This window comes from Kitasatospora sp. NBC_01250 (assembly GCF_036226465.1).
GTDB lineage: Bacteria > Actinomycetota > Actinomycetes > Streptomycetales > Streptomycetaceae > Kitasatospora.
Genome location: NZ_CP108476.1, coordinates 4234450 through 4254377 on the forward strand (window position 1 = coordinate 4234450; position 19928 = coordinate 4254377).

The window sequence follows — 19928 nt, forward strand, 5'->3', positions numbered from 1 at the left end:
GACAATTCAGTCACCAGACGTCATATTCTCAAATCCGCTCGACGTTCCCCGCCAGCTCCGTGCGGCCGAGTGGGTGATCACGCCTGACAGGTCGTCACCTGACGTCGGCTCAGCCGACGCCCGGGTCAGGGCGTGCGGCGGCGCGGTCCCCGGCCGAGGTAGGAGCGGGCGCGGCCCGCCTGCACGGTGCGCCGGCGCTGGTCGGCGCCGCGCTCGGGGGGCTCGGCGGGCCGGGCGGCGCGGCTGGCCTCCAGGTGCGCGGCGGCCCGGGCCGCCATCGCCTCCGCCATCCGGTGGGTGGCGGTGTGGTGGGCGGGGACCTTGTCCGGGGCACCGGCGATCAGGTCGAAGAACCAGGTCTTGGCCCGCTCCGCGCGGGCGTGCAGCAGGCGCTCGCGGCGCCAGGCGCGGGCCTGGCGCCGTGGCCGCTCGGCGTAGCGCCAGCGCGCCCACGGGCTGGCGGGGCGGGCCAGCCGGATCGCGCCGATCCAGGACAGGCCGGGCACCATGATGCCGAGCAGCCCGGTCCACAGCTTGCCCTTGAACAGCGCGACGACCGACATCAGGGCGTTGACCGAGATCACCGCGACCAGTCCCCACCGCCCGGAGCCGTCCGAGCCGCTCTGTCCGGGCACCACACTGAGCGGCACGGAGCCGGTCAGCAGCAGCGCGGTCAGCAGGATGCCGAGGATCACCGCGTCCACCGACTTGCGGCCCTGCTCGCTCCAGTAGACGTCCTCCAGGTGCAGGATCAGCGCGAACTCGTCCAGCACCAGACCGCAGCCGATCCCGAAGAGCAGCCCGAACCAGTCGATCCACGGGTGCCCGCCGTTGGTGGCGAACACCCCGATGCCGGCCACCAGCAGGCAGCCGACGCCGAAGACCATGTGGTGGATGTGCAGCCCGCCGGGCGTGATGTTCCCCGGCCACCAGCGGACCTTGGCCCGGATCATCCGGACGCTGACCCGGATCAGCAGGAAGGAGCTGATGAAGCCGACCAGGAGCAGGAGGAGCGGCTGCTTGTGGGCGGCGACGATGTGAGCGCGGTATCCCTCCACCAGGCCGGCGATCTGCATGGGCGGTACGTCCTCGGTGCTTCCTCGGTGCTTGCTTCGGTACGGCGGTGCTTCGGTACGACGTGCTGCTAACGCGCGGTCAGAAGCCACGGGTACGTTTGGCCGCCCGCCGTGGTCCGGTCAGGTAGGGCACCAGCCGGACCTCGCCGCCCGCGAGCGTCCCGACGCCCGGCACCTTCATGAAGAGCCGGGCCACCTCGCCTCCCAGGTTCACCCCGATCGCCAGCGCCATCGCGATGGCGGCGGCCCGGCTGATCGAGACCAGCCCCGCGGACGGGTGGCCCTGGGCGAAGGAGAGCATGCCGAGGTAGAGCGCGGATCCGGGCATCAGCGGGCCGAGCGCCGCGGTGACATAGGGCAGTGCGGAGGCGTACCGGAAGCGGGCCATCAGCTGGCCGAAGAGGCCGACCAGGCCGGCGGCTATGCCGGTGGCGACGATCGGCGAGATCTGCGCGTTGTAGGCGAGCACTCCGTAGACGGTCCAGCCGATGCCGCTGTTGAAGGTGACCAGGGCCAGGGTGCGCCGGCTGGTCTGCAGCAGCATCGCGAAGAAGAGGGTGAGCAGCATCGCCGCGACCAGCTGGATCGGCGGGTTGTAGATGCCGCTCAGCGACTCGGCGGGCCGCAGCTGCGCGTCGTAGCTGACCCCGGCGTAGAGCACCAGCATCACGCCGATCACGATGCCCGCGACCAGGTAGACGACTTCCAGCAGCCGGGCCGCGGCGGTGATGTAGAAGCCGGTCAGGCCGTCCTGCACGGCGGCCACCAGGGCGCGCCCGGGCAGCAGGGCGAACAGGCCACCGGTGATCACCACCGAGCCGCGCAGCGAGGAGCTGTTGAGCGACAGGATGATGCCGCAGACCGCGGCGGGCATCGCGGCCAGCACGAACTGGTAGAACTCCGGCAGACCGCGGCGGGCCACCAGGATGGCCAGCCGGTCGCCGATGATCGCGGCGACCACGGCGTTGAGGAAGACCAGCCAGGCCTTGGCGTCGATCCGGCCGCCGACCAGGAAGGTGGCCGCGCCGGCCAGCAGGCCGGCGGTGAGCGTGAGCAGCCAGGTGGGGTAGGGGTGCCGGTTGCGGCGGATCAGGGCCAGGCGCCGGTAGGCGTCGTTGACCGTGATCTTCTCCGCCGTGATGTCCGCGACCAGCCGGTACACGGCGGCGAGCCGGGTGTAGTCGGAGGTGCGCCGCCGCACCACCCGGGCGGCGGTGACCGGGGCCTCGACCAGCGAGGGCTGGTAGGAGATGGAGATCAGCGTGAAGGTCACCTGCGGCTCGCAGCGGTCCAGCTGGTAGGCGTGGCTGACCCCGAGCATGGCGGCCTCGACGTCCTCCGCGCTCTCGCCGCTGGCGAGCAGCAGCTCGCCGATGCGCAGGGTCAGGTCCAGGATCCGCGGCACGTTGCGGGCGGTTGCCTCGGACTTGGCCTCGCGCGGGGTGCGCTCGAAGGCGGGCCGCTCGGACATCGGGGTGCGCAGCAGCGTGCGCATCCGGTCCGGCCAGGGCGCGGCTCCGGGGGCGCCCTGACGCAGTGTCGGGATGGCGCCGCTGGGCGGGTTGTAGCCGACGGCGCGCCAGACCTCAGGGGTGAGGGTGTCCTCGGAGCCGCCGCCGAGCTCGGCGAAGGCGGCGAACTCGTCCGGGTACTGCGACTCGACGGTGTCCTCGGGCGGCACCCCGTCCTGCTTCTCCTTCTCCTTCGCCTTCGCCGCGGGCTCGGCCGGGGACAGCGGCGCGGGGGTCTCGACGGTGGGCCCGAGCAGCCCCTCGGTCTCCTGCGGCAACGGCGCCAGCGGGATCAGCTGCACCTGGTCGGCGGGCGGGGCGGCGTTGGCCAGCAGGCCCTCGGTGGGCGGCGCCTGGGCGGGCGGGACGGGCTTCGGCGCGGCCTCGGGCCGGTCCTGGGGCCGGTTGCCCGTCCGGTCGGCGCCGTTCCCGCCCCGGTTCGCGCTCTTCCCGCCGCGGGCACTCCTGCTGCCGCCCGGTCGGCCCCGCTTAGGCACTGCCGCTCCTCACCGCCCCGGGGTGGCACCGCCACCGTCCGTGATCTTCGCCTCCACCTTGCCCGATGCCGGGTCAGGACGCATGTGTACAAGTCGCCCAGACAGGTCGAGAAGGTTCCGAAAAGCAGACGATACGTCGAGTGAGCTGCCGGGCGACAGCGCGCGGTCGCAGGTCAGCGGCTCAGCGGGCGCGGTGCCGGCCGCCACCGGCGGTCGCGGTCGAGATCCTGCGAGCACGAAGGATCTCGACCGCGACCGGCAGCACCGAGACCAGCACGACGCCGACCAGGATCAGCTCGATGTGCTCGCGCACGAAGGCGATCCGGCCCAGGCAGGCGCCGAGCACCGTGACGCCGCCGCCCCAGAGCAGGCCGCCGACCAGGTTGTAGAGCGCGAAGACGCGGTAGTTCATCCGCCCGACGCCGGCCACGATCGGGGTGAAGGTGCGCACGATCGGCACGAACCTGGCCAGCACGATCGCCTTGGGCCCGTGCCGCTCGAAGAAGGCACCGGCCTTGGTGACGTTCTCCCGTCTGAAGAGCCGCGACTCGGGGCGGTTGAAGAGCGTGGGCCCGACCCGCCGTCCGAACAGGTAGCCGACCTGGTCGCCGGCCACCGCCGCGGCGACCACCAGCAGGCAGACCAGCCAGAGCGGCTGGCTCAGGTACTGCCCGTGCGCGACCAGCAGGCCGGTGGTGAAGAGCAGCGAGTCACCGGGCAGGAAGAATCCGATCAGCAGGCCGGACTCGGCGAAGACCACCAGCAGGATGCCGAGCAGCCCGAAGGTCGAGACGAGCTGGGTCGGGTCGAGCCAGGACGGCCCGAGGGCGAGGCTGTGCACGTGGGGCGCTCCGGATGGTCTCGGGGGCTCACGTCAGCGGTCCGGGCACGGGGACGGCCAACCGGTCTGCCAATGCGTTGGTCATCTCATGGTAAAGCATTGGCAAAGAAGCAGGCCGAAGGGGTGGCCGCGCCGGTCGGTACCGGTGCGGCCACCGCCGGGATCACAGGCCGTAGCGGCTGACGATCTCCTCGTGGCGGACCGGGTCCGCGCCGGCCGCCTTGGCCAGGTCCAGCCAGCTGAGCGGGTGCGCCCAGTGCGCGGTCAGCCGGGTGAGCAGCGCGTCGGCCTCGCCGGCGGCGGCGGTCGGCGGCACCCCGAGGGCGGCGTAGATGCCGGGCAGCCCGGCCGCCTCGCCGGCCGGATCGGTGATCACGTACTGCTCCCCGCTGTACGCCCACAGCCCGTACCCGGCCTCGGCCAGTGCCTCGCGCAGCTCGTTCCAGGCCTGCGGGCCGGGCCAGGCGCCGTCCAGGAACCAGCTGGTGTAGCCGGCCGGGTCGAGCAGCGTGAGCAGCTCGAAGGTCGGCCGCCAGCGGGCCTGTTCCTCCTCGCTCGCGTCCTCGGCCGGGGCGGGCTCCAGCAGGGCGGGCGCGAAGACCACCACGTCGTGGTGGTTGAGCGGGATGTCCTCGCCCAGCACCGGCAGGATCCGCGCGGTGGCCGGACCGGTCCGCACGGCCGGCAGGTCGGTGGTCGCCCCGTTGGCGCGCCGGGCCCGGACGGTGACCAGCTGCCACTCCTCCGCCACCGGGCCCTCGGGCTCGTCGAACTCGATGCCGAGCCGGGCGCCGGCCTCGCGCACCACCGCCCAGTCGCGGTTGGCGGTCGCGGCGGTGATCAGGTGCCAGAGGTCGGCGGGCTGGACGGTGCGGTACTGCTGCTCGGGCGCGGTGCCCTCCGCGGGCAGCGCGTGCGCCAGCAGGTCCTGGTAGAGCCGCTGGGCGCGGCCGTGCTCGCCCAGCTCGGTGGCCGCGGCGGCGCCCAGCCGGCGCGGGTTGATCCGGTCCGGCTCCAGCGCCAGCAGCGCCTCGCAGCTCTCCAGCACCTCGGCCCAGCGGCTCTCGGCCGCCGCCCAGCGGGCGCGGATCCAGTGCGCGTCACCGGGCTGCGCGGGGGCCAGCCGGTCGGCGAGGCGGCGCAGGCCCGCGTCGTCACGGGCCTCGATCAGCACCGAGGCGAGCATGCCGATCAGGTCCTGATGGCCCGGGTCCTGCTCCAGGCGGGCCCAGAGCAGGGCGGCGGAGGAGTGCTCGTGGCCCAGCGAGGCGAGCAGTCCGGCCAGGTGGAGCAGCAGGTCGGTGGCGGCCCCGCGCTCCTCGGCGCCCGGGTCGCGCTCCAGCGCGGCCCAGGCGGCGGCCAGCAGGTCCAGGTCCGCCTCCGGCGCCGGCTCGGCTCCGGGCTGCGCCGCGGCCCGCTCGCCGAGCCAGCCCGGCAGCTCGGCCGGGGCCACCGGAAGCGCGGGCACCGGCAGCGCGGCGGCGGCCTGCCGCAGCTCGGCGAGCGGGCCGGCCACCGTGTCGGTGCGGCGCAGCAGGGCGAGCTTGCGCTCGCCGGTGGCCACCAGCGCCAGCGCGACCTCGCGCGCCCCGCGGCCGACCGCGAGCCGCCCGGCGACCAGCGCCAGGTCCAGGCACGGGCGGTGCGAGCCGGCCGCGTCCAGGTAGGAGACCCAGTGGGCGAGCCGGACGCCGAGCCGGGCGTCGTTCGGGTAGCGGTCGGCGGCCACCAGGCGCTCGACCGCGTCCGCCCAGCGGTGCCGGATGTCGGCGTAGCCGTCGGCCTGGGCCACCGGCGGCAGCTGCTCCAGCGCCTCCTGATGGCGCCCGAGCGCGGCCAGCGCGCGGGCCCGGATCACGCCGAGCTTGCGGTGGTCGTCCTCGTCCAGCACCTGGCGGGCGGCGGTGTGCGCCTGCACGGCGGCGTCCAGCGCGTCGAGCGCCTCCTGGTAGCGGCCGAGCCGGTGCAGCGCGCCGGCCCTGGCCTGGCCGAAGGAGAGCGAGACACGCTCGCCCGCCGCCTGGATCCGGGTCTGCGCCCGGTCCAGGTGGGCCAGCGCGGCCTCGGCCCGGCCGTCGTCCTCCAGGGTGTCGGCGTACTCGCGGGAGAGGCAGTCGAAGCAGGCACGGGCCGGCTCGACCCGCGCCAGCGCCTCCTCCAGCACGGCGAGCCGCTCGGGGACGTAGCCGGGGCCGTCGATGTTGGCGTGGCAGATGGTGAAGTCCTGCACGGCGCAGACCGACTGCGGGCAGTCGGCGGTCTCCTCGCGGTGCGCGAACTCCAGCAGCGAGACCGCCTCGGTCATCGCCTGCTCGCCCTGGTGGCGCTTGTTCAGCAGGTTCTGCAGCCGCCAGTGCCGCAGGAAGACCTCCACCCAGGGCAGGCCGAGGGCGCGGGCCGAGGCGAGCGCCTCCGGGTACATCGCGTCCAGTTGCTCGTTGCGCCCGTCGACCGCGTGGCCGGCGATCTCGACCAGCGCGGTGGCCAGCCGGTGCTGGCCGCCCTCGACCAGCTGCTCGTGGGTGTCGTGGACCCAGCCCCAGACATCGGTGGTCATCAGGCACCCTCCCCCTGCTCGTGCTGCGAACCGTCGTGCCACGGACCTTCTTGCCGCGAACCGCCGTTCTGAGGGCCGCCGTGCTGCGGGCCGCCGTCGGGCCGGCTGTCGTCGAGGAGTCTGTCGAGCCCCGCTGACAGTCCCTCCGCCGGGGGCGCGGTCAGCGCGGCGACCGCCGTGCCGACCCCGGCCAGCGCCGCCCCCAGGTCGCCGCCGGCCGAGCCGGTGGCACCCGCCGCCGCCATGATCACCTTGATCGAGCGGAGCAGGGCCGCCGCCGTGGTGCTGCCGGTGTGGCCGGCCCGGTAGGCCCGCAGCAGGTCCTGGACGGCGGGCGAGGCGGTGTTCAGGTAGAGCCGGGCCCGGACCGTGCCGTCGGTACGGGCGGTGAAGGCCCGGGCCAGGCGCAGCGCCGCCGACGGGATCCGGGCGTCCGCCTGGTCGTCCTCGATCCGCGCCTTCAGCTCCGCCTCCCGGTCGGGCACCAGCACCAGGGGCAGGCCCGGCGGTTCGAACCTGGCCGGCACCACCTGCTCGCCGGGCTCCGCCAGTGCGGCCGACAGCCAGCCCAACTCCTCGGCGGGCAGGGGCTGTTCCGGGTCGCGGAACAGCTCGCGGTTGCCGTCCGCACTGCCCAGCTCGACGATCCGGCAGTCGCGCAGCTGCGCGTAGCGGCGCAGGAAGGGCAGCACGGCGTACCGGTCGCCGCGGGCGATCGGCACCTGCATCGCCCGGTAGAGCATCTCCTCGAAGCCGCCCCCGGATCCGAGCGCGACGTGCACCGCGCCCTGCCCCGCCGCACGCAGCGCACCGGCGGTCAGGTCGCCCTGCGAGGTGGGCACCGGGACGTCGTCGGCGAGCAGGGTGAACAGGCGCTCGTCGCAGAGCGCGGCGCCGAGCAGGTCCTGCCCGTGCCGGGCCAGGATCCGGCGCCAGGCGGCCGGGTGCAGCCGGGCCGTCTCGTACAGGCCGTCGACGATCGCGTCGGCCAGCGCCCGCTGGAGCGCCCGGTAGTGCTCGTCGCGCTGCAGGTCCTCGCGGCTGGCGGTGGGGGTCAGGCGGTTGGACTCGACCACGCCGCCGATGAACCCGGCCCAGCTGGGCAGCAGGTCGCGGGCGTCGTCGGCGAGCAGCATGCCGCGCAGGTAGACGGCCAGGTCGCGGTTGTCGCTGCTGCCGTAGGTGGCGCCGTCCTGCACCCAGAGCAGGCCGATCGCCTCGGCCCCGCCGCCGGCCGCCTCGAAGGGGAACACCGTCAGCGGCTCGAACCGGCGCCCGAAGGCGGCGGCGAACTCCATCCGGGCCGCGTGCAGGCGGCCCGGCGCGATCGGCGGGACCTGTTCGCGCCAGGGCACCCGGATGCCGTTGACCGGCTGCTCGTCGTCGCCGACGTGCACCGGGACGCTCAGCAGCACGCAGTAGCGGCCCAGCACCTCGCGCAGCGCGTCCTCGTCGGCCAGGTGCGCGTGCTCGGGCCGCAGGGTCAGCTCGACCACGGTGCCCGGCTGCGGCCGGGCGGGGACCGGCTCGACGCTGTACTGCTCGCCGCCGCGGCTGCGGTAGCGGTGGCCGAGGGCCGGTTCGCGGTGCGAGGTGGTGGTGACGGTGACCTCCTCGGCCACCGAGAAGGCGGAGAGGAAGCCGAGGCCGAAGGCGCCGATCAGCTCCTCGTTGCCGGTGACCTCGCGCAGCAGCCGGGTGTAGCCGGTGCCGACGGTGGCCAGGTAGGCGTGGATCTCCGGCTCGGTCAGGCCGGCGCCGGTGTCCTCGATCGCCAGGGTCCGGGCGGCGGCGTCGGCCCGCACCCGGATCCGGGGCCGGTGGCCGGCCGCGCCCTGCGGGTCCTCCAGGCGGCGGCGGGTGTGCGAGTCGTGCGCGTTCTGCACCAGCTCGCGCAGCGCGACCAGGGGCGTGGAGTAGAGGTGGGTGGCGAGGACGCTCACCAGGCCGCCGAGATCGACCTCGGTGGTGCGCAGGTTCTCCTGACCTTCAGACATGAGGCCCCAGTCTGCCAGTCTGACAATCATGGGACCACCGGTTTCCCGGCGGCCGAACGGGTCCGTGACAGCCGCCCTTGTGCCGCCGTCCCTGCCAGCTTTCACGGCGATCAAACCTGGTTCGGTCGATTTCCGCCCCAGATGACCCCATTGAGCGAATCGTGCCCGATTCACTGGCATCCGACCGGAGTACGGAGTGATCCTGATCAGGCGACGTCAGTCAACCGGCGCACCGGGGCGGCCACCCCGAAGGCGCCAACTCGCAGCATTACCCGTACTCCTAGGGAGACCATCGTGTCCCGTACCCGTGCCATCACCGCCGCCACCGCCCTCGGCGCCTTCCTCATCCTCGGCATCGGCAGCGCGCAGGCCGACAACGGCGCCGGCTCCGACAACGGTTCCAACAGCAGCGTCGTGAGCAACTGGGGCTCCGGCAACGTGGTCGGCAGCGTGACCGGCAACGGCAACTCCTCCCAGCAGACCGCCACCGGCTCCGGCGGCAGCAACCAGAACAACACCAACGCGGTCGCCGGCAACTCCGGCCTGGTCGGCAGCGAGCAGGGCAACCTCAACTTCCTGCACGCGGTGCACTACGCGCCCGCCGGCTGACCTCGCGTCAGTTCGACACCGCTGAGGCGGGGGTGGGTCCGGACGCGGACCCACCCCCGCGGGCGTTCGGCGGCCCGTCGCCGCCCGCCACCGGCACGCCCAGCAGCACGCAGGCCAACTGGTCAAGGCGTGGCGCCAGTTCGGCTCCCCCGACCGGCGAGCTGTTCCGCACCCCGTCGTTGACCAGGGCGAACATCGCGTGCACCCGGATCCGGGCCTCGGCCTTGTCGTAGCCGGGGTGCACCTGGCGCAGCAGCTCCACCCAGATCCGCAGGAAGTCCCGGCGGAAGTCCAGCGCCGCCTTGCGGTCCGGCGCGGCCAGCCGCTCGGTCTCGCTCACCATCGCACCCAGGTAGTGCCGGTGGCGCCGGGCGAAGGCGGTGTACGCACGGAGCCCCTCGGCCAGCCGCTCGGCCGGATCGCCCGCGGCCAGCAGCACCGCCACCACCTCGTGCCCGAGCCGCTCGCGGCAGCGCACCAGCGCCGCGGCCAGCAGGTCGGCCTTGGCCGGGAAGTGCTTGTAGAGGCTCGGCCCCGCGATGCCGACCGCCGCGCCGAGCCGGTCGGTGCTGACGTTGTCGAAGCCGCGCTCGTCGAACAGCCGCACCGCCGCCGCCAGCAGCTCCTCGCGGCGGCCGGCCAGGCCGCCCTCGGGCGGGCGCCCCGCAGGCACCGGCCGGGGCGGGCCCGGCGAGGCGGCGAGCAGGCCGAGCAGCAGGTCGGTCAGCAGGCGCTCGAAGCGCCGGCGCGGCGGCGCGAAGGTGTGGTACGACAGGCTGCCGGCCGCCGAGAGCGCCGACCAGACCAGCAACTCGGCCTGCTGCTGGCCGAGTTCCGGACGGGCGGCGCTCAGCCGCCGACCGGCCCCGGTGACGCAGGAGCGCAACGCGCGGCGCAGCTCGGCCCGTTGGGCCGGGGGCAGCAGCCGGGCGTCGCGCTGCCACAGGGTGGCCAGGGCGCGTTGGTCCAGCGCCACCCGGGCCAGCGCGGCGGCCAGCCCGGCCGGCCCGGCCGAAGCGTCCGCCGTCGCCGGCACCTCCGCTGTCGCGGCGGCGAGCTCCGCCAGGCCCCCGCAGACGGACTGGCGCAGCAGCTCGGGCTTGCCCCGGTAGTGCCGGTAGAGCGCGGGGGCGGTGATCCCGACGGCCGCGGCCACCTCGGCCATCGCCACCTGGTGGTAGCCGCGGCGGTGGAACTGCTCGGCGGCCACGGCGAGGATCTGCGTCCGCCGACCGCGCGGGCGGCGGGCCGGCCCGGTCTCCTCCCGTCCCATCCGCCCTCCCTGGACCTCGCGTCACCGGCGCCGCCGCTGCTGGCCGCGCCCGGCTAGCAATGATTCACATAACCCCCGGATAGGTCCACCACTGCAACGGGAATAACCATGTCGGTCCGGGGCGCGCCGACTCTGGACAGGAAAGCTACTGGCGATTAACTTAGCGATCGATCAACCTGGCACCCGAGAGCGCTGGGTTGTGGCCCCGCCGGCCCCGGACCCCCACACCGGGGCCGCCGGGGCCGCCCCCATCGATCGCGGGGCCCGCCGCGCAGGCCGGTCCCGCGAGCCACCCGTGCGAAGGGAGCGCCGTCGTGCGCCGCACTGTGTACAACGAGGACCACGAGGCGTTCCGGAGCACCATCCGGGACTTCATCGCCAAGGAGGTCGTCCCGGTCTACGAGAGCTGGGAGGCCGAGGGCCACCCGCCGCGCTCCTTCTACAACAAGCTCGGCGACCTGGGCGTCTTCGGCATCGAGGTGCCGGAGGAGTTCGGCGGCGCGGGCGAGACCGGCTTCAAGTACCAGGCGGTGATCACCGAGGAGGTGGCCCGCGCGGGCGTGAGCTTCGGCTCCTCGGGCGTGCACACCGGTCTGGTGCTGCCCTACCTGCTGGAGTACGCCAACGAGGAGCAGAAGCAGCGCTGGCTGCCCGGCTTCGTCTCCGGCGAGATCATGACCGCGATCGCGATGACCGAGCCGGGCGCCGGCTCCGACCTCGCGGGCATCAGCACCACCGCCAAGCTCTCCGAGGACGGCACCCACTACGTCCTCAACGGCGCGAAGACCTTCATCACCGGCGGCGCGCTGGCCGACCTGGTGCTCGTGGTCGCCCGCACCAGCCCGTACGATCCGGCCAACCGCCGGGCCGGGCTGTCGATCCTCTGCGTGGACACCACGTCCGAGGGCTACTCGGTGGGCCGCAAGCTGCACAAGATCGGCCTGCGCACCTCCGACACCGCCGAGCTGGCCTTCAGCGACGTCAAGGTGCCGGTCGCCGACCTGCTCGGCGAGGAGGGCAAGGCGTTCTCCTACCTGACCCACAACCTGGTGCAGGAGCGCCTGGCGATCGCGGTCGGCGGCTACGCGGCCGCCGCCGCGGCGGTCAACTTCGCGCTGCAGTACGTCAAGGACCGCAAGGTCTTCGGCCAGGCGGTGGCCGAGTTCCAGAACACCAAGTTCGTGCTGGCCGACTGCAAGACCCAGGTCACCGCGATGCAGGTCTTCGTGGACACCGCCCTGGAGCAGTACCAGAACGGCGAGCTGACGGTGGCGGACGCCGCCGAGGCGAAGCTGTTCTGCACCGAGGCGGCGGCCGAGGTGATCGACAAGTGCCTGCAGCTGCACGGCGGGTACGGCTACATCCTGGAGTACCCGATCGCGCGGCTCTACACCGACAACCGGGTGTTCCGGATCTACGGCGGCACCAGCGAGGTCATGAAGACCATCATCGCCAAGTCGCTCGGCCTGTAACGGCCTGTGCCCGGCGGGCCTGTCCACCTTAGGGTGGGCAGGCCCGCCGCCGTTCCTGAAGGACGCCGATGACCACGCCCACCCCGCCCGGCAGCTCGCCGGCCGCCGTCGCCCGGGCGCGGGCGACGCTCTCGGCCCCCGGCGCCCCGTTCGCCACGGTCGACACCCCGCGCGGGCCGCGCTACGCGGACGGGCCGACCGTGCTGCGCGACTTCCTGGCGAGCACCCGGAGCCACGGCGAGCGCCCCTTCCTGCTGCTGGACGGGCGCACCCGCAGCTACGCCGAGCACTACGCGGCTGCCGCCGCCCTCGCCCACCGCTGCCTGGAGCACTACGGGCTGCGCCCCGGCGACCGGGTGGCGATCGCCATGCGCAACCTGCCCGAGTGGCAGATCGCCTTCTGGGCCGCCCAGCTCGCCGGCCTGATCGCCGTCCCACTGAACGCCTGGTGGTCGGCCGAGGAGCTGGCCTACGCGCTGGACGACTGCGAGCCCGCCCTGGTGGTGGCCGACCCGGAGCGGACCGAGCGGATCGCGGGCTGGCTGGCGGCGCGCGGCGCGAGCGGCCCGCGGCCCTGGCTGCTGACCGCGGAGGTGCCGGCGGGGTCGGCGCACCTGGACGCGCCCCGGACCGAGCGGTTCGAGCAGCTGCCGCCCCCACCGGACGGCGTGACCGCCCCCGAGGTGCCGGTCTCCGCCGGGGACGACGCCACCATCATGTACACCTCCGGCACCACCGGCCGCCCCAAGGGCGTGGTCGCCACCCAGTCCGCCTGGTGCGGCGCCGTCCTGCACCCGCGGTTCTTCCTGGCCGGCGCCCACCTGGCCGCCGGGCGCGACCTCGGCCGGCTCCCGGCGCAGACCGTGCTGCTGACCTACCCGTTCTTCCACGTGGCCGCGTTCAGCACGCTCTTCCCGCTGATGGCCAGTGGCGGCACCGCCGTGCTGATGCGCCGGTGGGACGCCGAGGCGGCACTGGAGCTGATCGCCGGGCAGCGGGTCACCGGCTACAGCGGGGTCCCGACCACCGCGCTGGGCCTGCTGGACGCGGCCGCCCGCCGCGGGCTCGCGCTGGAAAGCCTGACCGGGCTCAGCACCGGCGGCGCCCCGGCGCCGCCCGCACTGGTCCGGCGGGTCCACCGGCAGTTCGACGGACGGGTCGAGGCCCGCAACGGCTACGGCCTGACCGAGGTCTGCGGCGGCGTGATCGCCAACGTCGGCGCCCGCTACCTGGAGCACCCCGACAGCATCGGCCGGCCGGCCCCCGCGGTGCAGGTGCGGATCGCCGGTCCGGACGGCGCCGGGCTGCCGGACGGCGAGGTGGGCGAGCTGTGGCTGCGCGGGCAGTCGGTGTTCCGCGGCTACTGGCGGGCGCCCGAGGCCACCTCGGCCGCGTTCAGCGGCGACTGGTTCCGCACCGGCGACCTGGCGTTCCGGCGCGACGGCGAGCTCTACGTGGTCGACCGGCTCAAGGACATGGTGATCCGCGGCGGCGAGAACGTGTACTGCGGCGAGGTCGAGGGCGTGCTGCTGGACCACCCGGCGGTCGCGGAGGCGGCGGTGCTCGGCCTGCCGCACCCGGTACTGGGCGAGGAGGTGGCCGCGGTGGTGCGGCTGCGACCGGGCGCGCAGGCGGACGCCGAGGAGCTGCGGCGGCACGTCGGGGCCCGGCTGGCGGCGTTCAAGGTACCGGCGCACCTGGTCCTGCGGGACGAGCCGCTGCCGCGCAACGCGACCGGCAAGCTCGTCAAGGGCGAGCTGCGGGCGGCGCTGGGCGGCTCGCCGGACCGGCCCTGAGCGCGGAGCAGGGCCGCCCGCCCCGCTCCGCCCCGCTCCGCTCCGCTCGGCGCCCGGCCGCGGCCGGTCAGTTCAGCTGCGCCCCGTCCGGCACCGAGGCCGTGCGCCAGGCGTCCAGGCCTGCCTGCGAGGCCGCCCTGGCCTGCTGCAGGGCCCGGGCCGCCCGCTCGCCGGGCGAGGTCTCGAACTGCTGGACCCAGCTGCGCCCGGCGGTGGCCAGCGCCACGCCGACCAGCACCGTCCCCAGCAGCCCGGCCGCCGCGCCGACGCCGCCGAGCATCAGGCCGGCGCCGAGCAGCCGCCGGTTGACCGGGAACGCACTGTTGAACTTCTGAAAGGTCGCCATACGGCCCACCCTCGGGGCGCCCGGTGCGCCCCGCACGCCGAACGGGTCCGACCGAGCGTCAGGCGGCGGGCGCGGGCGGCGTGAGCATGCCGCCGGCCAGGAGCTGGAGCCCGCGGTACAGGTCCCGCCCGGTCGGCACCCGGTCCGGCGCGATCAGCCACTGCGCCGCGACGCCCGCCAGGATCATCTGCAGGAACGCGCCGCGGGAGTGCTCCTCCTCGGTGTCCGGCACCTCGGCCTTGCCCTGGAAGAGCGCGGAGAGCCCGAGCCGGGCGTCCCCCTGGGCGTCGGCCATCGCCTTGGCGATCTCCGGCACGTGGTCGACCTGGGCGAGCACCTCGAACTGCGCCTTCCACAGGCCGCGGCTCTCCGCGAAGGTGCCGAGCACCTGGTCCCAGCTGGCCACGAAGCGCTCCTCGGGCGTCAGCTCCAGCCCGGCCGTCCCGGCCAGCGCCGCGCCCAGCGTCTCGCCCCAGTCACCCATGGCCTCGATCAGCGCGATGTTGAGCAGCGCGTCCTTGGAGCCGAAGTGGTAGCCGATCGCGGCCAGGCTCACCCCGGAGGCCGTCGCGATGTCCCGTGCGGTGGTACGGCCGTAGCCCTTCTCGGCCAGGCAGCGCTTGGCGCCGGCCAGCAGTTCTTCGCGGTTTCCCATGGTCCGCATGGTACTGCGCTCTCAGACATCTGTCTTGGTCATACGTCTCGAACATTCGTCTTGCACATCTGTACTAGACAAACGTCTGACACGCTCGTACCGTTCTCTCCATGACCGCAACCAACGGCCTCGCCGGCCGCCGCGCCTGGGCGGGCCTCGCCGTCCTCCTGCTTCCGACCCTGGTCCTCTCGATGGACATGGGCGTGCTCTTCTTCGCCGTCCCGTTCATCAGCACCGATCTGCGGCCCAGCGGCACCCAGCAGCTGTGGATCATGGACATGTACTCGTTCCTGCTGGCCGGGCTGCTCATCCCGATGGGCGCGCTGGGCGACCGGATCGGCCGGCGCCGGCTGCTGCTGCTGGGCGCCGCCGGCTTCGCCGCGGCCTCGCTGCTGGCGGCCTGGTCCGGCAGTGCGGCCGAGCTGATCGCGGCCCGGGCGGTGCTCGGCGTCGCCGGCGCCACGCTGATGCCCAGCACGCTCGCGCTGATCCGCACGATGTTCCCGGACCCCAAGCAGCGCCAGGCCGCCATGGGCGCCTGGACCGGGGCGCTGACCGGCGGCGCGACGCTCGGACCGGTGGCCGGCGGACTGCTGCTCAACCACTTCTGGTGGGGCTCGGCGTTCCTGGTCGCGATCCCGGCGATGGGCCTGCTGCTGCTCCTGGGGCCGCTGCTGCTGCCCGAGTACCGGGCGCCGCGGCGCGGGAGCTTCGACCTGCTGGGCGCCGGGCTGTCCCTGGCCACCGTGCTGCCGCTGGTCTACGGGATCAAGACGCTGGCCGTCGACGGCTGGCACCCGCTGCCCGCCGCGGCCCTGGCCGCCGGCCTGGTCGCCGGCGCGCTCTTCGCCCGGCGCCAGCTGACCTGTGCGAACCCGCTGATCGACCTCGGTCTGTTCCGGATCCGCAGCTACGCCGGCTCCATCTCGATCAACACCCTCGCGATGTTCGCCATGATGGGCTTCACCCTCTTCACCTCGCAGTACCTGCAACTGGTCAAGGGCATGAGCCCGCTGACCGCCGCGCTGTGGTCGCTGCTGCCGAGCACCGGGGTCGGCGCGGCGGTCGGGATCTCCGGCGCACTGGCGGGCAAGGTCCGGCCCGGCCACCAGATGGCCGGCGGCTTCCTGGTCGGCGCGGCCGGCTTCGCCCTGATGACCCGGGTCGGCCCGCACTCGCCGCTGGCGCTGATCCTGACCGCCGCCGGCTTCCTGGCCGCCGGGACGGTTGGCACCATGACCCTCACCGCCGACCTGATCGTCTCGGCCGCCCCCGCCGACCGGGCCGGCGCCGCCTCCGCCACCTCGGAGACCGCGAGCGAGCTGGGCAGCTCGCTGGGCATCGCGCTGCTCGGCGCGGCCGGCGCGGCGGTCTACAAGTCCCAGCTGACGGACCGGCTGCCGGCCGGGCTGCCCGACGCGGCGGCCCGGGCGGCCCACGACTCGCTGGGCGGCGCCGTCACGGTGGCGGCCGACCTGCCGGCCCACTCGGCGCACGAACTGCTGACGGCCTGCCAGTCGGCCTTCACCGACGGCCTGCACCTGGCGGCCTGGATCGGGCTGGGGTGCCTGCTGGGCGGCAGCCTGCTGGCGTCCCGGCTGATGCGGCACCTCCCGAAGGCGGGCGCGGCAGGGGCCGGCGCTCCGGTCTCCACCCCGGCATCCCCCCAGCTGAGCGGCGTGGGCGCGGACGCGGGCGGGCCGGCCTGACCGCCTGCGCCGTGTGGTCCAGACCACACAGCGGAGACATCCGTCGAACGTGCCGGCGTCACCGCCTCTTTGACCACCGTTTCCCGAGCGGTGTATACGTTCCGCCGCCGGGCCAGGCATACTGGCAGGGCCGGGCGGCCCCGCCCGGCTCTGTCACAGCGAGAAAACCGAAGGGACCGGTGGTCAGGGATGTTCCGCAACGGTCTGGAGCCCTGGCACCTCCTCGTGGTGCTGGCTGTCCTCATCCTGCTGTTCGGCTCGAAGAAGCTGCCGGAGATGGCTCGCGGCCTGGGCAAGTCGATGCGCATCCTGAAGGCCGAGACCAAGGCGATGCGCGAGGACGACACGCCCGGCGGTGACACCAACACCACGGCGAACTCCACCGAGCAGCCGCGCCCCGCGGTGGCGCCGGTCAACGTCACCAAGGCTGACGAGACCAGCAAGACGAACACCACCGCCTGAGCTGTGCAGCGCGACTTCCGAAGCCCCTGACAGGCCGTCCGACGACGGCGGGTCAGGGGCTTCGTCGTGCTCCCGGGCGCTTCGGTGCGCTCCGGCGGGCGGGCTGACGGCGGGCGGTCCGGGACAGGCCCTAGGCCGTGTCTCACAATTCCCGCCAGGCGCGCGACGCCGGGCATCCCGCCTGGACGCACCGGCGAATCATCCAAGTACGACCCAGTACGAGGACGCTTCGCCGGCACGCCCAGCCGGGCGCCCAACGCCGCGCGCTGATCCGACGCGAATTGTGAGACACGGCCTAAGCGCCGTCGGCGGGGACCAGCCCGGCGCGGTAGGCGTAGCGGACGGCTTGCGCCCGGTCCCGCGCGCCGGTCTTGGCGAAGATCCGGTTGATGTGGGTCTTGACCGTCGCCTGGCCGAGGTAGAGGCGCTCGGCGATCTCCTGGTTGGACAGGCCGGCCGCGATCAGCACCAGCACCTCGCGCTCGCGCTCCGTCAGCCCGTCGTCCTGGGCCGGCGCGGTCGTGCCGGTCGCCGCGGACGTGCCGGTCGCGGCGGCGGGGGCCGCGGGCCGGGCAGCCGCTGAGGCGGCGTCAGCGGCGGGCTGCGGCGGGGTGCCACCGATGGCGGCGGCGACCAGGCGCTGCTGGACCACCGGATCCATGAAGGTCTGCCCGGCATGCACGGCCCGGATGCCCTCCTCGATCCGGTCCGAGCCGGCGTCCTTGGTCAGGTAGCCCTTGGCGCCGGCCCGCAGCGCCGGGAAGATCGAGGCGTCGTCGGCGTAGGTGGTGAGCACCAGGACGGGCGTGCCGGGCACCTGCTCGGCCAGCGCGGCGGTGGCGGCGATGCCGTCCAGCACCGGCATCGAGAGGTCCATCAGGACGACGTCGGGCCGGTGCTCCAGGACGGCCGCGACCGCCTCCTCGCCGTTGCCGGCCAGCGCGACCACCTCCATGCCCTCGTTCAGAGCGATCAGCAGCGCCAGCCCCTCGCGGGTGACGCGCTGGTCGTCGGCGATCACCAGGCGGATCATCTCGGGCTCCTCGGTGCTGGGGTCGGCTGGACGGGGCTGGGCAGAGGGTGCGGGCACGGGGCGGGGGCACGGCGGGTGCTCATCCCGGGACCTCCATCTCGACCCGCCAGCCGTCCCCGACCGGACCGGCCTCGGCGGTGCCGCCGACCCGCTCGACCCGCTCGCGCATCCCGCGCAGCCCGTTGCCGCCGCCCCCGGTGACCGCGGTGGCCGGGGCGGTCGCGGTGCCCGCGGTGTTGGTGACGCTGACGGTCACCCGGCCGCCCCGGCGGTAGTCGAGCACCACCGAGGTGCGCGAGCCGCGTGCGTAGCGGGCCACGTTGGTCAGCGCCTCCTGGACACCGCGGTAGAGCGCGAACTCGGCCTGCGGCTCACCCGGGCGGGCGCTGCCCAGCACGCTGAACGCGAGGACGAGGTCCAGGTCGCGGGCGCTGCGCTCGACCAGCGGGGCGACCTCGGCGAGGCCCGGCAGGTGCTCGGCGCGCAGCGCGCCCACCGCCTGCCGGGCCTCGTCCAGACCGTCCCGGGTCAGCTCCACCGAGCGGTTGATCACCTGCTGGAGCAGCGGGGCGACCTGGTCGCGCTCGGCCAGCTTGCGGGCCCCCTCCAGCTGGATCGCCAGCGCGGAGAGCGACTGGGCCAGCACGTCGTGCAGCTCGCGGGCGATCCTGACCCGCTCGGCGCCGGCCGCCGCCCTGGTCTCCGCCTCCCAGGCGTCCTCCAGCTCGGCGAAGAGCAGTTCGGTGCGGTCCTGGCCCTCCCGGCTCTGCTGCATCAGCCGGGCGGTGACGGCCAGCACCACGCAGAGCAGCACCGAGGAGGTGATCGTCTCCACCGGGTCGTCGACGGTCAGGGCCAGCAGCAGCACGAGCAGCACCGTGGTCGTGCCGCTGATCAGCAGCGCCGGGCGCAGGTCCAGCCGGATGAAGCCGAGCATCACGGCGCCGGAGACCGGCAGCACGTTCAGGATGCCGGAGGGCACCAGGGCGGTGAGGGTGAGCGCGGCCAGCGAGATCAGCAGGATCAGCACGACCCGCGGCCCCCGCTCGTCCCGGCCCGGCCACCGACCGGCCCCGGCCAGCGCCGTCGGCACGGCGAAGGTGAGCAGGGCCAGGCTGACGGCCAGGTGACGGCCGGTCAGCCCCGGGGTGACCGAGCTGGTCCAGGCGGAGACGCCGACGGCGACCAGCAGCAGCCAGCTGAGCGGGCGCAACCGGGACACCTGCCGCTTGCGCCGCTGGTCGATCCGGACCTGTGCGAGCGCGATCCGCGCGCTGACCGCCGGGTCGCTGCCGGGCTGCGCCAGGGTCACGGTGGACCGTTCGTCCTCGTCGCCGCCCCACGCTGTGCTCGCCATGGCCCGCAGCATAGGGAGCAGGCCGGTGCGCGGGCCAGTCGCCGGCCAGGTCATGCCGGCTCGAAGGGGGCGGCGGCCCGGGCGCGGGCGGGGCGGGCGGCGGCCGCGGCCGGGACCGGGACAGTGGCCGAAGCAGCGGCCGGGGCCGCCAGGGTGCGGCCGAGCAGGTGGCCGCGCAGGCGGGTCACGGTGAGACGGGTGACCACCTCGGCCAGCGCCATCAGGACCAGGGCGGCGACCCAGGCGTCCTGGCCGGTGATCCGCTGGTCGCGGCTGAAGTCGGCGATGGCCTGGCCCAGCCCGTGGTTCGCCGCGAAGGCGAAGGCCAGCCGCGCCAGGCTGCCCAGGACCAGGACGGGCAGCACGGCCAGCGGCGTGCGGGCGAGCAGCCGGACCTTCGCGTCCTGCCGCGCACCGGCCCGGGGCCGCAGGGCCGACAGGCGCACCAGCGAGCCGCCGAGCGCGCCGAGCGCCGCGCCGAGCCCGGCCAGGCCCAGGATCAGCGTCAGGTCGCCGCCACCGGTCGGGACCGAGTGCAGGAAGGCGAGCGCGGCAGCGGCCACCGTCCCCAGCGGGATCAGCAGGTTGGCAAGGTTCAGCTCGGTGCCCCGCACCTGGCGCACGATCGTCACCAGCAGCAGGCCGTTGAGGAGGTAGGTCGTGGTGTCCATGGTGCAAGCCTCCCGCCGGGGCCCCGGTCCGGGCGTCGGCTCCAGGGTTGACCGGCGGGTGGAACC

General features: G+C 74.4%; 16 protein-coding genes. 5 read left to right on the top strand and 11 right to left on the bottom strand.

Annotation, left to right across the window (positions count from 1 at the left end):
• Positions 1-125 precede the first annotated feature (125 nt).
• The 5 genes from OG500_RS17480 to OG500_RS17500 all read right to left on the bottom strand — a co-directional run bounded on the left by OG500_RS17480 (position 126) and on the right by OG500_RS17500 (position 8479).
• Positions 126-1076, bottom strand: coding sequence for a hypothetical protein (locus OG500_RS17480; protein WP_327067621.1), 951 nt, complete (start codon positions 1074-1076; stop codon positions 126-128).
• A 79-nt stretch (positions 1077-1155) separates the two neighbouring features.
• Entirely contained in the window at positions 1156-3084 is a 1929-nt protein-coding gene (locus OG500_RS17485) for a threonine/serine ThrE exporter family protein (RefSeq protein ID WP_327067622.1), read from the bottom strand.
• A gap of 181 nt (positions 3085-3265) precedes the next feature.
• Positions 3266-3925: a DedA family protein gene (locus OG500_RS17490; protein ID WP_327067623.1), complete on the bottom strand. Its 660-nt coding sequence runs from the start codon at positions 3923-3925 to the stop codon at positions 3266-3268.
• A gap of 163 nt (positions 3926-4088) precedes the next feature.
• The gene (locus OG500_RS17495; RefSeq protein WP_327067624.1) at positions 4089-6482 is read right to left on the bottom strand and encodes a hypothetical protein; all 2394 of its coding nucleotides are present in this window, start codon (positions 6480-6482) and stop codon (positions 4089-4091) included.
• Positions 6482-8479, bottom strand: coding sequence for an ATP-binding protein (locus tag OG500_RS17500; protein ID WP_329581269.1), 1998 nt, complete (start codon positions 8477-8479; stop codon positions 6482-6484). The genes OG500_RS17495 and OG500_RS17500 overlap by 1 nt, the downstream gene beginning before the upstream one ends.
• A gap of 294 nt (positions 8480-8773) precedes the next feature.
• Here OG500_RS17500 and OG500_RS17505 point away from each other — a divergent pair, with 294 nt between their 5' ends.
• On the top strand, positions 8774-9088 hold the full coding sequence (locus OG500_RS17505) for a hypothetical protein (RefSeq protein WP_327067626.1): 315 nt from the start codon (positions 8774-8776) through the stop codon (positions 9086-9088).
• A gap of 7 nt (positions 9089-9095) precedes the next feature.
• Here OG500_RS17505 and OG500_RS17510 read toward each other — a convergent pair whose 3' ends face one another.
• A complete protein-coding gene (locus tag OG500_RS17510; RefSeq protein WP_327067627.1) occupies positions 9096-10361 on the bottom strand; it encodes a TetR/AcrR family transcriptional regulator in 1266 nt (421 codons plus the stop codon).
• A gap of 314 nt (positions 10362-10675) precedes the next feature.
• On the opposite strand from OG500_RS17510, the gene OG500_RS17515 reads away from it, so the two are divergent.
• Together OG500_RS17515 and OG500_RS17520 are read left to right on the top strand one after the other, a co-directional pair.
• Positions 10676-11833 (top strand): acyl-CoA dehydrogenase family protein, encoded by a 1158-nt coding sequence (locus OG500_RS17515; RefSeq protein WP_327067628.1) that lies wholly within the window; start codon positions 10676-10678, stop codon positions 11831-11833.
• 68 nt (positions 11834-11901) lie between these two features.
• On the top strand, positions 11902-13629 hold the full coding sequence (locus OG500_RS17520) for a class I adenylate-forming enzyme family protein (RefSeq protein WP_329581274.1): 1728 nt from the start codon (positions 11902-11904) through the stop codon (positions 13627-13629).
• A 67-nt stretch (positions 13630-13696) separates the two neighbouring features.
• On the opposite strand, the gene OG500_RS17525 is transcribed toward OG500_RS17520, so the two are convergent.
• Together OG500_RS17525 and OG500_RS17530 are read right to left on the bottom strand one after the other, a co-directional pair.
• The gene (locus tag OG500_RS17525; protein ID WP_327067630.1) at positions 13697-13975 is read right to left on the bottom strand and encodes a hypothetical protein; all 279 of its coding nucleotides are present in this window, start codon (positions 13973-13975) and stop codon (positions 13697-13699) included.
• A gap of 58 nt (positions 13976-14033) precedes the next feature.
• Positions 14034-14630 (bottom strand): TetR/AcrR family transcriptional regulator, encoded by a 597-nt coding sequence (locus tag OG500_RS17530; RefSeq protein WP_327067631.1) that lies wholly within the window; start codon positions 14628-14630, stop codon positions 14034-14036.
• A gap of 110 nt (positions 14631-14740) precedes the next feature.
• Between OG500_RS17530 and OG500_RS17535 the strand changes: the two genes are divergently transcribed.
• Both OG500_RS17535 and tatA read left to right on the top strand, forming a co-directional pair.
• Positions 14741-16339 carry an MFS transporter gene (locus OG500_RS17535; RefSeq protein WP_329581278.1) on the top strand — a complete coding sequence of 533 codons (1599 nt, stop codon included), beginning with the start codon at positions 14741-14743 and terminating at the stop codon, positions 16337-16339.
• Positions 16340-16528: 189 nt separating this feature from the next.
• Positions 16529-16801, top strand: coding sequence for a Sec-independent protein translocase subunit TatA (gene tatA, locus OG500_RS17540; RefSeq protein WP_327067633.1), 273 nt, complete (start codon positions 16529-16531; stop codon positions 16799-16801).
• Between the two features lie 295 nt (positions 16802-17096).
• Here the strand turns inward: tatA and OG500_RS17545 are convergent, their stop codons facing one another.
• From OG500_RS17545 to OG500_RS17555, 3 genes are all read right to left on the bottom strand, one after another.
• Positions 17097-17834 (bottom strand): response regulator transcription factor, encoded by a 738-nt coding sequence (locus OG500_RS17545; protein WP_329581281.1) that lies wholly within the window; start codon positions 17832-17834, stop codon positions 17097-17099.
• Between the two features lie 79 nt (positions 17835-17913).
• Positions 17914-19191: a sensor histidine kinase gene (locus OG500_RS17550; protein WP_329581284.1), complete on the bottom strand. Its 1278-nt coding sequence runs from the start codon at positions 19189-19191 to the stop codon at positions 17914-17916.
• 50 nt (positions 19192-19241) lie between these two features.
• Positions 19242-19862: a hypothetical protein gene (locus OG500_RS17555; RefSeq protein ID WP_329581287.1), complete on the bottom strand. Its 621-nt coding sequence runs from the start codon at positions 19860-19862 to the stop codon at positions 19242-19244.
• Positions 19863-19928 lie beyond the last annotated feature (66 nt).

What these genes read in the sequence shown, in the direction of transcription:
- OG500_RS17555 (WP_329581287.1), bottom strand. Translation starts at nt 19,862, where the DNA reads ATGGACACCACGACCTACCTCCTCAACGGCCTGCTGCTGGTGACGATC.
- OG500_RS17530 (WP_327067631.1), bottom strand. Translation starts at nt 14,630, where the DNA reads ATGGGAAACCGCGAAGAACTGCTGGCCGGCGCCAAGCGCTGCCTGGCC.
- OG500_RS17495 (WP_327067624.1), bottom strand. Translation starts at nt 6,482, where the DNA reads ATGACCACCGATGTCTGGGGCTGGGTCCACGACACCCACGAGCAGCTG.
- OG500_RS17500 (WP_329581269.1), bottom strand. Translation starts at nt 8,479, where the DNA reads ATGTCTGAAGGTCAGGAGAACCTGCGCACCACCGAGGTCGATCTCGGC.
- OG500_RS17510 (WP_327067627.1), bottom strand. Translation starts at nt 10,361, where the DNA reads ATGGGACGGGAGGAGACCGGGCCGGCCCGCCGCCCGCGCGGTCGGCGG.
- OG500_RS17520 (WP_329581274.1), top strand. Translation starts at nt 11,902, where the DNA reads ATGACCACGCCCACCCCGCCCGGCAGCTCGCCGGCCGCCGTCGCCCGG.
- OG500_RS17535 (WP_329581278.1), top strand. Translation starts at nt 14,741, where the DNA reads ATGACCGCAACCAACGGCCTCGCCGGCCGCCGCGCCTGGGCGGGCCTC.
- OG500_RS17550 (WP_329581284.1), bottom strand. Translation starts at nt 19,191, where the DNA reads ATGGCGAGCACAGCGTGGGGCGGCGACGAGGACGAACGGTCCACCGTG.
- OG500_RS17545 (WP_329581281.1), bottom strand. Translation starts at nt 17,834, where the DNA reads ATGATCCGCCTGGTGATCGCCGACGACCAGCGCGTCACCCGCGAGGGG.
- tatA (WP_327067633.1), top strand. Translation starts at nt 16,529, where the DNA reads ATGTTCCGCAACGGTCTGGAGCCCTGGCACCTCCTCGTGGTGCTGGCT.
- OG500_RS17480 (WP_327067621.1), bottom strand. Translation starts at nt 1,076, where the DNA reads ATGCAGATCGCCGGCCTGGTGGAGGGATACCGCGCTCACATCGTCGCC.
- OG500_RS17525 (WP_327067630.1), bottom strand. Translation starts at nt 13,975, where the DNA reads ATGGCGACCTTTCAGAAGTTCAACAGTGCGTTCCCGGTCAACCGGCGG.